Here is an 11678-nt window from a genome sequence, read left to right on the forward strand (position 1 = left end):
CCGTCCGCCCAGCACCCCCTCCACCGGCTCAACTCGGCTCCCTTCCCGGAGGCCGAGGCGCTGCTGTGGCGCTGCTGCGGAAGCGTGCGCTGGGCCCGGCGACTGGCCGCCCACCGCCCGTACCCGGACGTCGAGGCGCTACTGGCGGCGGCCGAGGAGGCCTGCTACGACCTGTCCCAGACGGAGGTGGCCGAGGCGCTGGCCGCCGAGGCCGACCGGCAGCGCCCCGGCGCCGGGCCGCGCGCCGGGGCGGACGACCCGTTCGACACGACCGCCCCCTACCAGGGCCCCGGCGCACTCGCGGCGCACACCGCCTCGCAGGCGGCCCGCGCCGCCTACGAGGCCAGGTTCCAGCACGTCTTTCTGGTCTGCCTGGACGAGGTACCCCCGAACGAGCGACTTGCGGCCGAACTGGACGCCCTGCACACCCGGCTGGGCAACAGCGAGGACGACGAACGCGCGGCGACCCGCGAGGAGCTGCGCCGCCTGGCGCTGAGCAGACTGCGCCGACTGACCCGCGCCCCCGTCACCGCCGGCGGCACCACAGCGCCGCGCTGACCGCGGCAACCGCACTGCTGCGTCTGGTCGTACGGAGAGTCACCACCGGTAGTCCTTCCGTGCCTGATTGATCACACCTATGCCCCCGGCGCGAGGTAACCGACACCTCGTCGCTACCATGGCGGCGGCCGGTGGACCGTACCCGGCCGGGCCCGACCGACACTGAAGCCGGCAGGCCCCAATCCCGCTCCCGGAGGGTTTTCCGTGCCGGCTGGAACGCTGTACCGCGGCCGGGAAGGCATGTGGTCCTGGGTGGCTCACCGAGTCACCGGCGTCCTCATCTTCTTCTTCCTGCTCGTCCATGTCCTCGACACCGCCCTGGTCCGCGTCTCGCCCGAGGCGTACGACGAGACCATCGCCGTCTACAAGACGCCGCTCGTCGGCCTGATGGAGTACGGCCTCGTCGCGGCCGTCCTCTTCCACGCGCTCAACGGCCTGCGGGTCGTGGCGGTCGACTTCTGGTCCAAGGGTGCCAAGTACCAGAAGCAGATGCTGTACACCGTGATGGGCATCTGGATCGTCCTGATGGCGGGAGCCTTCTGGCCCGTCCTGTCCCACGCCTTCTACGAAGTGTTCGGGAGCTGATCATCGATGTCCGACGCGACCATTTCGTCCGGCTCGGCCGGCTCGACCGGGCCGTCCGTGGAGAACCCGGCTCCGCTCATCGAGCCGCCGCGCGCCCGCACCGGGAAGACGCCGAAGTCCACCCGCACCAACTTCGAGCTGTACGGCTGGCTGTTCATGCGCCTGTCCGGCATCCTGCTCGTCGTCCTGGTGCTCGGCCACCTGCTGATCCAGCTGGTGCTGGACGGCGGCGTCACCAAGGTCAGCTTCGCCTTCGTCGCCGGTCGCTGGGCCTCGCCGTTCTGGCAGGCCTGGGACCTGATCATGCTCTGGCTCGCCATGCTGCACGGCGCCAACGGCCTGCGCACGATCATCAACGACTACGCCGAACGGGACAACACCCGCTTCTGGCTGAAGATGCTGCTGTACACCGCGACGGTGTTCACCATCCTGCTGGGCACGCTGGTGATCTTCACCTTCGACCCGAACATCTGAGGGCTGAGGTACTGGAGCCATGAAGATCCACAAGTACGACACCGTCATCGTCGGCGCCGGTGGCGCCGGTATGCGCGCCGCCATCGAGGCGACGAAGCGCAGCCGCACCGCCGTGCTGACCAAGCTCTACCCGACGCGCTCCCACACCGGCGCCGCGCAGGGCGGCATGGCCGCCGCGCTGGCGAACGTGGAGGAGGACAACTGGGAGTGGCACACCTTCGACACGGTCAAGGGCGGTGACTACCTGGTCGACCAGGACGCCGCCGAGATCCTGGCGAAGGAGGCCATCGACGCCGTCCTCGACCTGGAGAAGATGGGCCTGCCGTTCAACCGGACCCCGGGCGGCACCATCGACCAGCGCCGCTTCGGCGGTCACAGCCGCAACCACGGCGAGGCCCCGGTCCGCCGGTCCTGCTACGCGGCCGACCGCACCGGCCACATGATCCTCCAGACGCTGTACCAGAACTGCGTCAAGGAGGGCGTGGAGTTCTACAACGAGTTCTACGTGCTCGACCTCCTGCTCAACGAGGTCGACGGCGTCAAGAAGACCGCCGGTGTGGTCGCGTACGACCTGGCCACCGGCGAGATCCACGTCTTCCAGGCGAAGGCCGTCATCTTCGCCTCCGGCGGCAACGGCAAGTTCTACAAGGTCTCCTCCAACGCGCACACCCTGACCGGTGACGGCCAGGCCGCCGCGTGGCGGCGCGGACTGCCGCTGGAGGACATGGAGTTCTTCCAGTTCCACCCGACCGGCATCTGGCGCATGGGCATCCTCCTCACCGAGGGCGCCCGCGGTGAGGGCGGCATCCTCCGCAACAAGGACGGCGAGCGCTTCATGGAGAAGTACGCGCCCGTCATGAAGGACCTCGCGTCCCGGGACGTCGTGTCCCGCTCGATCTACACCGAGATCCGCGAGGGCCGCGGCTGCGGTCCCGAGGGCGACCACGTCTTCCTCGACCTCACCCACCTGCCGCCGGAGCAGCTGGACGCCAAGCTGCCGGACATCACCGAGTTCGCGCGGACGTACCTGGGCATCGAGCCGTACACCGACCCGATCCCGATCCAGCCGACCGCGCACTACGCCATGGGCGGCATCCCCACCAACGTCCAGGGCGAGGTGCTGCTCGACAACACCACGGTCGTGCCGGGTCTGTACGCGGCCGGCGAGGTCGCCTGCGTCTCCGTGCACGGCGCCAACCGGCTGGGCACCAACTCCCTGCTGGACATCAACGTGTTCGGCAAGCGGGCCGGCATCGCCGCCGCCGAGTACGCCGCCACCGCCGACTACGTCGAGCTGCCGGAGGACCCGGCCTCGCTGGTCGTCGAGCAGGTCGAGCGGCTGCGCGAGTCGACCGGCACCGAGCGGGTCACCGAGATCCGCAAGGCGCTCCAGGACACCATGGACAAGAACGTCATGGTGTTCCGCACCGAGCAGACGCTGAAGGAGGCGGTCGAGGAGGTCGCCGCCCTGCGCAAGCGGTACAAGAACGTCTCGGTCCAGGACAAGGGCAAGCGGTTCAACACCGACCTGCTGGAGGCCATCGAGCTGGGCAACCTGCTGGAGCTGGCCGAGGTCACCGCGGTCTCCGCGCTGGCCCGCAAGGAGTCCCGCGGCGGTCACTACCGCGAGGACTACCCGGACCGCGACGACGTCAACTTCATGCGCCACACGATGGCGTACCGCGAGGTCGACGCGGACGGCAACGAGTCGATCCGGCTGGACTACAAGCCGGTCGTCCAGACCCGCTACCAGCCGATGGAGCGTAAGTACTGATGACCACCACCCTGGACAAGACCGAGGGCCTCGGGCCGGCCGCGGCCGGCGCCTCGCCGTACATCACGGCGACCTTCCGCATCCGCCGGTTCAACCCGGAGGTCGCCGAGGAGGCGACCTGGGAGGACTTCGAGATCGAGATCGATCCGAAGGAACGCGTCCTGGACGCCCTCCACAAGATCAAGTGGGAGATGGACGGCACCCTGACGTTCCGCCGGTCCTGCGCCCACGGCATCTGCGGCTCCGACGCGATGCGGATCAACGGCCGCAACCGGCTGGCGTGCAAGACGCTGATCAAGGACATCAACCCGGAGAAGCCGATCACCGTGGAGGCCATCAAGGGCCTCACCGTCCTCAAGGACCTGGTGGTCGACATGGAGCCGTTCTTCCAGGCGTACCGCGACGTGATGCCGTTCCTGGTCACCACCGGCAACGAGCCCACGCGTGAGCGTCTGCAGTCGGCCGAGGACCGCGAGCGCTTCGACGACACCACCAAGTGCATCCTGTGCGCCGCGTGCACCAGCTCCTGCCCGGTGTTCTGGAACGACGGCCAGTACTTCGGCCCGGCGGCGATCGTCAACGCGCACCGCTTCATCTTCGACTCGCGCGACGAGGCCGGCGAGCAGCGGCTTGAGATCCTCAACGACCGTGACGGCGTGTGGCGTTGCCGCACGACGTTCAACTGCACGGACGCCTGCCCGCGCGGCATCGAGGTCACCAAGGCGATCCAGGAGGTGAAGCGGGCGCTGATCACGCGCCGCTTCTGAGTCCCTGCCGGCCCGCCGGCCGGCACCGGTCGCCTCGAACGCCCCACCCGAGCAACTCGGGTGGGGCGTTCGGCGTTTCCGGACGGTCCGCGCGGTCCCCGGTGTACCGGGAGCGGCACACAAGCGGCGGCGCGGATTCGGCTTGGGAACGCTCGGTGAAGATTGCCGCACGACTCTGCCGCCCCCCGCTGCGACGCGCGTAGCGTCCGCACCGCAGCGGGGGACGACTGCCTTGAGAACCAGGGTTGTTGACGCCCCCGAAGGCTGTCCGGCGCAGGCCCGCCGGACGCACCTCGGAGGTCTCACATGATCCGCACCGCAGCCAGAGGGCTGGCCGCCACCGGTGTCGCCATGGCTACCGTGTTCGCCACCGCGACGGCGGCGAACGCCGTACCGGCCGACAAGCCGCGGGTGTTGGCGAGCTTCACCCAGGCGTCCGCCACCAGCTACAACTCCTGGGCGTCCGCCAACAGCAACCGATCGGCCTGGTCCGCCTACCGGTTCAACTGGACGACGGACTACTGCACCACCTCCCCGGACAACCCGTTCGGCTTCCCCTTCAAGTCGGCATGCCAGCGCCACGACTTCGGCTACCGCAACTACAAGGAGATCGGCGGTTTCTCCGCCAACAAGGCGCGGCTTGACAGCGCGTTCCACGAGGACCTCAAGCGGGTCTGCAACCGCTACAGCGGTGCCACCAGGACGAGTTGCCACGGACTCGCCTGGACCTACTACCAGGCGGTGAGGGCCTTCGGCTGACGCCCGCCCGCTCAGTCACGGGGTGACGGGGTGCGGTAGTGGTCAGGGTCGGCGTCGAAGGCGCTCGCGCAGCCCTCGGAGCAGAAGTAGTAGGTGCCCTCCGGGAGTTCGCGGCGGACCGGCGCGGTCGCCCGGGACACCCGCATCCCGCACACCACGTCGGTGGCGGTGTCGTCGTCGGTCCCGCCGTCGCCGGTCCTGTCGTCGCCGGTCCTGTCGTCGGGCGCCTCGTCCGTCGCGGCGGAGGTCTCGACGCGGGGTTCCGTCGGCGCTGCCCCGGCCGGCTCCAGCGGGGCCGGGTGCCAGCGGCGCAGCCGCGAGGCGTTGGTGACCACCGAGAGCGAGGACGCCGCCATCGCCGCCGCCGCGATCATCGGGCTGAGCCGCACCTCCCAGAACGGGTAGAGCACACCCGCCGCCACCGGCACACCGACCGTGTTGTAGATCAGCGCGAAGAAGAGGTTCTGCCGGATGTTGCGCATCGTCGCGCGGGACAGCCGGACGGCGGTGACCACACCGCCGAGCGAGCCGGAGATCAGCGTGACGTCGGCGGCCTCGATGGCCACGTCGGTGCCGGTGCCGATGGCCAGCCCGACGTCCGCAGCGGCCAGGGCCGGCGCGTCGTTGACGCCGTCCCCGACCATGCCGACACTGCGGCCCTCGCCCTGTAGCCGGCGGATCTCGTCGGCCTTGTGCTCGGGCAGCACCTCGGCGAGCACCCGCTCGACGCCCACCTCGGCGGCGATGGCGGCGGCGGTGCGCCGGTCGTCGCCGGTGATCATGATCACGTCGATGCCGAGCCGGCGGAGTGCGGCGACGGCGTCCGCCGAGTCCTCCTTCACCGTGTCGGCGACCGCGAGCACCCCCGCCGCCCGACCGTCGACGGCGACCAGCACGGGTGTGCGTCCCTGTGACGAGCAGCGTTCCGCCAACTCGACGGCCTCCGCCACGTCCTCGCTGTCAACGCCCTCCGCGCGCAGCAGCCGCGCCGTGCCGACCAGCACCTCCCGCCCCTCGACGGTGGCCCGCACCCCGCGTCCGGTGACCGAGTCGAAGGCGGACGCCCGGGCGGTCGGCACCCCGCGTTCGGCCGCACCCGTGACGATCGCGTGGGCCAGCGGGTGCTCGCTGTCCGCCTCGGCCGCCGCCACCACGGTGAGCAGCCCCGTCTCGTCCCAGTCCCCGACCGGCAGGACGTCGGTCAGTCGGGGGCGCCCCTCGGTGATCGTCCCGGTCTTGTCGAGCACCACGGTGTCCAGCCGGTGCGCGGTCTCCAACGCCTCCGCCGAGCGGATCAGGATGCCGGCCCGGGCGCCCTTCCCGGTGCCGACCATCACCGAGAGCGGCGTCGCCAGCCCGAGCGCGCACGGGCAGGCGATGATCAGCACCGCCACGGCGGAGACCAGCGCGAGGGTCAGTGCCGGCGCCGGGCCCACCGTGAACCACACCGCGAACGTCCCGATCGCGACGACGATCACCGCCGGCACGAAGTAGGCGGAGACCGCGTCCGCCAACCGCTGGATCGGCGCCCGCGACGCCTGCGCCTGCCGCACCAGGCTGACGATCTGCGCGAGCATCGTGTCGGCGCCGACCTTCTCCGCCCGCACCCGCAGGGAGCCCGTCCCGTTCACCGTGCCGCCGACGACCTCGTCCCCGGCCCGCTTGCCGACCGGCATCGACTCGCCCGTCACCATCGACTCGTCCACCGCCGAGGCGCCGTCGCTGACCCGGCCGTCGACCGGGACCTTCTCCCCCGGCCGGACGACAAGCTCGTCGCCCACCACGACGTCCTCCAGCGGCACCTCCTGTTCCGCGCCGTCCCGCACGACCCGGGCGGTGCGCGGCCGCAGCCCCAGCAGGGCGCGGATCGCCTCACCGGTGCCGGCCTTGGCGCGGGCCTCCAGCAGCCGGCCGAGCAGGATGAGGGTGAGGATGACGCCGACGGCCTCGTAGTAGACCTCCCGCACGTCCGCCGGCAGCACTCCGGGGGCCGCGGTGACCAGCACGCTGTAGCCGTACGCGGCGGTGGTGCCGAGTGTGATCAGGCTGTTCATCTCCGCCGACCGGTGGCGCAGCGCCAACCAGCCCGTGGTGTGGATAGGCAGCCCCGTGTAGAACATCACCGGTGTGATCAGGGCGAACTGGAGCCAGTGGTCCAGCACCCAGTCCGGCACCCAGTCGGCACCGAACAGCTCGTGTGCCATGACGAACACCAGCACGGGCGCGGTCAGTACGGCGCCGACGGCCACCCTGCGGGTCAGGTCCCGGATCTCCGCCTGCCGCTCGGCGGCGTCGTCCGCCTCCGCTTCGGCGCTCTCCCGCGGCCGCGCGGGCCCGCCGGGAGCGGCGGCCCCCGCGGCCGCGGGCGGTTCCGGCGGGGCGCCGTCGGTGGCGGCTCCGGGCTCCTCGGGGCGGCGGCCCTCCGCGGGTTCCACGAGCAGCGTGCCGTGGACCATGTTCATGCCGCACGCGAACGGGTACCTGCCCGGCCGGTCGGGCGCCAGCCGCACGGTGGTGCGGGTGTGCGCGGGCAGTCCGGCGTTCACCCGGAAGTCCGGGAAGACCACCCGTGACGTGCACTCCCCGGCCTCCTGCCGGTCGAAGACCAGTTCGACGGGCGTGCCCTCGCGGACCCTGATCCGGTCGGGGCTGTAGCCGCCGCGAACGGTCACCTCCACCCGCTGGACGCCGCCCTCCATCCGGGCCGCGCCCTCCCGGCGCGGCCCGAAGAAGTACCAGCCCAGGGCGGCCGTCAGCACGACGGCGCCCAGTACGACGGCGATATCGGCAGCACTCATGGCGGCTCGCCTCCCGGGTGTCGCTCCCTCCAGCCTGCACCCGCCGCGCCGACGGAGCTATCCGGCCGACGCCGGGAAGGGACCGCGCCACCGGCCGCCCCGCGTCAGACGACGCGACCGGGCGGGCGGCGCAGACCGTCCGCACAGGCGTGGGTGAACAGCGCCGTCCCGGCGAACCACAGCAGTGCCGCCGACAACGCGACGGTCCGCCCGCCGCCGACGGCGGCGAAGCACAGCGCGAGCAGCCCGCCCACGGCCCCGGCGAGCAGCGCGCCCGGGCTGCGCCACACCGGCCGGCCGAGGCGTCCGGCGGCCAGCGACACCAGGGTCGCGCCGAACAGCACCCCGCCGCCGGTGTAGACGAGCCACATCCCGCTCATGGGCGCCACCGCCTGCGGAATGGCGTACGAGTCTTCACGTGTCGGTTCCCCGCGCGGATCGGCCGCCGCTGGTCGGGCGGCGGGAGGTCGCCGGTCGGCAACCCGGCCGGCTCCCAGGGTGGTTGTCGCAGCAAGCAGGTTAGCGCCTGCGGAGCACTCTCCGGACGGGCGTAAACAGTTCGCCGGATAACTGTCAAAAACCGGGCCCCGCACGGAGCTTGTCGTGGCCGGGCGCCACGGGACAGGGTTCGGTCGCGGCATGTTCGACATGAACATGCCGTCGGGCGGCCGCCCGGAAGCCGCACGCGCCTCGCGCGAACCCCACTGCGTCCTTCCGCCCCTCGGTGGCCGTCCCGCGACCGAAAGGAACCCTCGTGGCACGCTTCGCACTCGCGCGCGCCTCACTGCTCGCCGCCGCACTCGTCGGTGCGGTGGTCTCCACCACCACGCTGGGCTCAGCGCAGGCAGCCGCCCCGGCACCCGGCCCCTCCTCGTCCGCCTCGACGGCCCCCGGCTACGACCCCGCGATGGTCGGCGCGTTGGCCGCCTCCCTCGGCGTCAGCGAACGCGCCGCCGAACGCCGCCTGGACCGCGAGGCCGCGCAGCAGTCGCGGCTGGACCGGTTGCGCACGGCCGGCGTCCGCACCGACGGCGCGTTCTTCGACAAGGACGGCTCGCTGGTCGTCAACGCGGCCGACGCCCGCTCCGCGAGACGGATCGCCGACGCCGGTCTGACGACCCGCGAAGCCGAACGCGGCGAAGCGGCACTCGACCGGATCAAGGCCGCCCTGGACCGGGCCGCCGCCGACCGCGCACCGGGCGGCGTCACCTCCTGGGAGACCGACCTGGCCTCCGACACCGTGACCGTACGCGTCAACGACCGGCGCGCCCCCGCCGCCCGGGCGTTCCTGAAGCGCGCCGGGAGCTTCGGCGACGCCGTGCGGGTGGTGACGGACGCGGCGCCCGCCGAGGCGCAGCAGACCGTGTACCCGGGCAGCAGGATGACGTTCGGCAACGGCCCCGGCTACTGCTCGGTCGGCTTCGGCGCCCGGGACAGCGCGGGCCGGCCGCATCTGGTGACCGCCGGCCACTGCGTCGACTCGCTGCCCGTCCTCCTCCACAACGGCAGCCGCTTCGCGCAGGCCACGCACTCCCGGTTCCGACTGGGCGCGAACAGCGTGGACATGGGCGTCGCACGGCTCGACGCCGGCTCCTCGATCGCCACCGCCGTCGGCACCTGGGGCTCGGCCGGGAACATCGCGGTGCGCGGCGGCAACCGCGCCGCCGTGGGCGCCAGCGTCTGCAAGTCCGGCGCCACGACCCGCTGGACCTGCGGCACCGTCCAGGGCTACAACGTCACCGTCACCTACAAGGACCGCAACGGCGGCCCCGACACGGTGGTCACCGGGCTCGGCCGGTCCAGCGTCTGCACCGAGGGCGGTGACAGCGGCGGCGCCTACATATCCGGCAACCAGGCGCAGGGCATGACCTCCGGCGGCCCGGTCAACCAGCGCTGCACCGGAGCTGTCAACAGTCCCGGCAGCTCGTACTTCCAGCCGCTGGACGACACACTCTCCTACTACGGCCTGCGGCTCGACACCAACTGACGCGACCGACGACCGAGCGCGCCGGGGCGGGACCAGCCCCGGCGCGCGTTCGGTTGTCACAGCCGGACCGCGCCGCCCCCCACACACGCACGACGCGGAGAGCACGATGGACGACCCGGTTGTCTCCGATCCCGGAACCCCCTTCGCCCGGGCCCTGCGGGCCGCCGTCGCCCGGCGCGGGCTGCCGCTGCAACGGCTGTCCAGCCGACTGGCCGAGCGCGGACTGCCACTGAGCCCCGCCACCCTCAGCCACTGGCAGCGCGGCCGCAGCCAGCCCGAACGCGGCGACTCGCTCGCCGCGCTGACCGCCCTGGAATCCATACTCGGGCTCGACGAGGGCGAACTCTCCGGGCTGCTCGGCCCGCAGCGGCCGCGCGGCCGTTCGGTGACCCCGCCGGAGAGCCCGGCCGTACTGCGCAGGCTCTACGGGACCGGTTCGACGCAGGAGGCGGCGCTGGGCGGCGCCGCCTTCCGCGAGTTCAACACCGGGCTGCGGGCGCTGACGGTCCGCGACACCCTGGTGCTGGACGAGTCGCGCTGCGTGCGACGCGTCCTGGTGCAGCAGGTCGTCCGGGCGTCGCGGCCCGGGGTCGACCGGCTCACCGTCGTGCACGAGGTCGACGACCCGCGCTCGCTGCCGGTGGACGTGCGCGTCCGCTGCGGCCGGCTCGGCGAGGTGCGGTGCGATCCGGCGGTCTCCTGCGCGGTGGTCGAGGTGCTGTTCGGCCGTCCGCTGCGGGTCAGCGAGACCGCGATCGTGGAGTACGAACTGGCCATCGACGACTGCCGTACGCCGTCGCTCTTCCACGAGCGGTCGGTACGGCCGGGGCTGCGGGAACTGCTGCTGCACGTCCGCTTCCACCCCGCCGCACTGCCGCTGCGCTGCCACCGCTACCACCGTCCCGCGGCGGACGGCCCTCGCGGCCGGCTGCGCCGGGTGGAGCTGGACGCCTCGCACACCGCCCATCTGCTGCCCGGCCGCTGCACGGTCGGCTTCCACGGCCTGGCCTGGCAGTGGCCCCGGTGACGTCACCGGCCCGCGCGCACCACTGACCCGGGTGTCACCGGCGTCGCCCGGGTCAGTGGTGCAGCTGACCGCGGATCGCGCCGCCGGGGAACTCCTTGTTGTGCAGGTTGAAGTAGAAGTGGCGGCTGTTGCCGGCGATGTGCTTCAGCCCCGCCGGGTCGAGCTTGTTGACGACGCCGGAGAGCGCGAAGACGTTGCTCGGCACCGGCTCGGTGAAGAGCGGGAAGCGGACCTTGCCGTTGCGTCCCGCACCGCCCTCGTGGATGTGCGCGGCCTGCGGGGTGCCGATGTTCAGCCAGGCCAGGGAGTAGTGCGCGCGGTCGTGCCGCGGGTCGACGAAGGCGACGCCGAAGCCGTCGAGGTCGCCGGCGAGCGGCAGCCCGTTGTCGCTCACCTCCTGGAAGCCGCTGGCGAACGCCCGCATCTTGCCGGCCTTGATGATGTCGAGCGGGTTGACGGCCTTGCCCAGGTGCCGGAGCTGGCCGCGCACCGCGCCGCCGGGGAACTCCTTGTTGTGGATGTTCACGTAGAAGCCGCCGGGGTTCTTGCCGATGGCCTGGGCGATCGCCGCGTTGTCCAGCTTCACGTGCCCGGCGGCGGCCCGCGCGGTGCGCGGCATCGCCGTGCCGAACAGCGGGACCTTCACGTCGCCGTTGCGGCCGGCGCCGCCGATGTGGATGTGCCCGGCGCTGGGTGCCTTGATCCCCCGCCACTTCAGCGCGAACACCAGCTTGTTCCCCTTGATCTTCATGACGATGACGGCCTCGCCGTCGCGGTCGCCGGCGCCACGGCGGCCCTTGTCGGAGATCTCCTGGTCGCCGGTGAGCACGGCGGCGAAAGCGAGTGACTTCCCCTTGCCGCGCTGGTGTCCGGGATGCGCGGCGAGCTGGCCCGTCGATGCCTGGCCGGCGACCGCGCCCGGCGCCTTCGCGGGGGTGTGGGTTGTCTC

Annotated in this window: 11 protein-coding genes; 8 read left to right on the forward strand and 3 right to left on the reverse strand. The window is 72.1% G+C overall.

Annotated features, from left to right (window positions below):
* From FNX44_RS16895 to FNX44_RS16920, 6 genes are all read left to right on the forward strand, one after another.
* The coding region (locus FNX44_RS16895; protein WP_143649096.1) for a 2-oxo-4-hydroxy-4-carboxy-5-ureidoimidazoline decarboxylase at positions 1 to 558 on the forward strand (558 nt) is incomplete at its 5' end.
* A gap of 204 nt (positions 559 to 762) precedes the next feature.
* Complete coding sequence (gene sdhC, locus FNX44_RS16900; RefSeq protein WP_143649097.1) at positions 763 to 1143, forward strand: succinate dehydrogenase, cytochrome b556 subunit; 381 nt, start codon at positions 763 to 765, stop codon at positions 1141 to 1143.
* A gap of 6 nt (positions 1144 to 1149) precedes the next feature.
* Positions 1150 to 1617 (forward strand): succinate dehydrogenase hydrophobic membrane anchor subunit, encoded by a 468-nt coding sequence (locus FNX44_RS16905; RefSeq protein ID WP_143649098.1) that lies wholly within the window; start codon positions 1150 to 1152, stop codon positions 1615 to 1617.
* A gap of 19 nt (positions 1618 to 1636) precedes the next feature.
* A complete protein-coding gene (sdhA, locus tag FNX44_RS16910) occupies positions 1637 to 3391 on the forward strand; it encodes a succinate dehydrogenase flavoprotein subunit (RefSeq protein ID WP_143649099.1) in 1755 nt (584 codons plus the stop codon).
* Positions 3388 to 4158, forward strand: coding sequence for a succinate dehydrogenase iron-sulfur subunit (locus tag FNX44_RS16915; protein WP_407699122.1), 771 nt, complete (start codon positions 3388 to 3390; stop codon positions 4156 to 4158). The genes sdhA and FNX44_RS16915 overlap by 4 nt, the downstream gene beginning before the upstream one ends.
* Positions 4159 to 4464: 306 nt before the next feature.
* Positions 4465 to 4917 carry a phospholipase gene (locus FNX44_RS16920; protein WP_143649101.1) on the forward strand — a complete coding sequence of 151 codons (453 nt, stop codon included), beginning with the start codon at positions 4465 to 4467 and terminating at the stop codon, positions 4915 to 4917.
* A gap of 11 nt (positions 4918 to 4928) precedes the next feature.
* On the opposite strand, the gene FNX44_RS16925 is transcribed toward FNX44_RS16920, so the two are convergent.
* Positions 4929 to 7715 carry a heavy metal translocating P-type ATPase gene (locus FNX44_RS16925; RefSeq protein ID WP_143649102.1) on the reverse strand — a complete coding sequence of 929 codons (2787 nt, stop codon included), beginning with the start codon at positions 7713 to 7715 and terminating at the stop codon, positions 4929 to 4931.
* A gap of 104 nt (positions 7716 to 7819) precedes the next feature.
* Positions 7820 to 8095: a hypothetical protein gene (locus FNX44_RS16930; RefSeq protein WP_143649103.1), complete on the reverse strand. Its 276-nt coding sequence runs from the start codon at positions 8093 to 8095 to the stop codon at positions 7820 to 7822.
* A 374-nt stretch (positions 8096 to 8469) separates the two neighbouring features.
* Here FNX44_RS16930 and FNX44_RS16935 point away from each other — a divergent pair, with 374 nt between their 5' ends.
* Positions 8470 to 9702 carry a S1 family peptidase gene (locus FNX44_RS16935; RefSeq protein ID WP_407699121.1) on the forward strand — a complete coding sequence of 411 codons (1233 nt, stop codon included), beginning with the start codon at positions 8470 to 8472 and terminating at the stop codon, positions 9700 to 9702.
* 106 nt (positions 9703 to 9808) lie between these two features.
* Positions 9809 to 10729, forward strand: a complete 921-nt coding sequence (locus FNX44_RS16940; protein ID WP_143649104.1) for a hypothetical protein — start codon at positions 9809 to 9811, stop codon at positions 10727 to 10729.
* 52 nt (positions 10730 to 10781) lie between these two features.
* Here the strand turns inward: FNX44_RS16940 and FNX44_RS16945 are convergent.
* A partial coding sequence (locus FNX44_RS16945; protein WP_143649105.1) for a CHRD domain-containing protein occupies positions 10782 to 11678 on the reverse strand: 897 nt, incomplete at its 5' end.

Source organism: Streptomyces alkaliterrae, from assembly GCF_007097205.2.
Classification (GTDB): domain Bacteria; phylum Actinomycetota; class Actinomycetes; order Streptomycetales; family Streptomycetaceae; genus Streptomyces; species Streptomyces alkaliterrae.

What these genes read in the sequence shown, in the direction of transcription:
- FNX44_RS16905 (WP_143649098.1), top strand. Translation starts at nt 1,150, where the DNA reads ATGTCCGACGCGACCATTTCGTCCGGCTCGGCCGGCTCGACCGGGCCG.
- FNX44_RS16920 (WP_143649101.1), top strand. Translation starts at nt 4,465, where the DNA reads ATGATCCGCACCGCAGCCAGAGGGCTGGCCGCCACCGGTGTCGCCATG.
- FNX44_RS16940 (WP_143649104.1), top strand. Translation starts at nt 9,809, where the DNA reads ATGGACGACCCGGTTGTCTCCGATCCCGGAACCCCCTTCGCCCGGGCC.
- sdhA (WP_143649099.1), top strand. Translation starts at nt 1,637, where the DNA reads ATGAAGATCCACAAGTACGACACCGTCATCGTCGGCGCCGGTGGCGCC.
- FNX44_RS16930 (WP_143649103.1), bottom strand. Translation starts at nt 8,095, where the DNA reads ATGAGCGGGATGTGGCTCGTCTACACCGGCGGCGGGGTGCTGTTCGGC.
- FNX44_RS16925 (WP_143649102.1), bottom strand. Translation starts at nt 7,715, where the DNA reads ATGAGTGCTGCCGATATCGCCGTCGTACTGGGCGCCGTCGTGCTGACG.